The 1199-nt window shown below is 54.1% G+C and carries 1 pseudogene; it reads left to right on the forward strand.

The features are described 5' to 3' along the window. A pseudogene (locus H8S63_RS19730) lies at nucleotides 1–1092 on the forward strand (DNA methylase); the annotation flags it as partial. Nucleotides 1093–1199 lie beyond the last annotated feature (107 nt).

Raw genomic sequence — 1199 nt, forward strand, 5'->3', positions numbered from 1 at the left:
AACCTTGAAGCGAAGCTGGAGAAGGTGGAACACGCCATAAAGTCACGCACGGACGACGTGGTGGATTTCAAGCAGATGGGCATCGACCACATCTTCATAGATGAGAGCCACCAGTTCAAAAATCTGACGTTCAACACGCGCCATGACCGTGTGGCGGGACTGGGCAACAGCGAGGGAAGCCAGAAGGCACTGAACATGCTCTTTGCCATACGCACCATACAGGAGCGCACGGGCAGAGACTTGGGAGCGACCTTCCTTTCGGGTACTACCATCAGCAACTCGCTGACGGAGTTGTATCTGCTGTTCAAGTATTTGCGTCCGAAGGAGCTGGAACGGCAGGACATCCGATGTTTCGACGCTTGGGCGGCGATATTCGCCAAGAAGACGACGGATTTTGAATTTAACGTGACGAACAACGTGGTTCAAAAGGAGCGTTTCCGCTACTTCATCAAGGTGCCGGAACTTGCCGCCTTCTATAATGAAATCACGGACTACCGCACGGCAGAGGACGTGGGCGTAGATCGTCCCAACAAGAATGAGATACTGCACCACATACCGCCCACGCCGGAGCAGGAGGACTTCATACAGAAGCTGATGCAGTTCGCCAAGACTGGCGATGCCACACTTCTGGGCAGGCTGCCGCTTTCGGAAACGGAGGAAAAGGCGAAGATGCTTATCGCCACCGACTACGCCCGCAAGATGGCACTCGACATGCGCATGATAGACCCGCATTATGAAGACCACCCCGATAACAAGGCGAGCCACTGTGCCAAGATGATCGCGGAGTATTACCAAAAATACGACGCGCAGAAAGGCACGCAGTTCGTTTTCTCGGACTTGGGGACATATCAGCCGGGCGACGGGTGGAACGTCTATTCGGAAATCAAGCGCAAGCTGACGGAGGATTACGGCATACCGCCAAGCGAGGTGCGCTTCATTCAGGAGTGCAAGACCGACAAGGCTCGGAAGGCGGTGATAGACGCCATGAATGCCGGAACGGTGCGTGTTCTGTTCGGCTCCACCTCCATGCTCGGAACGGGTGTGAACGCACAGAAAAGGTGTGTGGCAATTCATCATCTCGATACGCCGTGGGTGCGACATGAAGTCGCATAGATAATTGTTAGAATGATACTTACGAGTATCAGCTTTAACCCGCTGTTCCGTCAGCGGTAGCCTACCGACCGATGCACCTTAATGCT

The organism is Bacteroides sp. NSJ-39 (assembly GCF_014287315.1).
In the GTDB taxonomy this organism is placed as follows: Bacteria; Bacteroidota; Bacteroidia; order Bacteroidales; family Bacteroidaceae; genus Bacteroides; species Bacteroides finegoldii.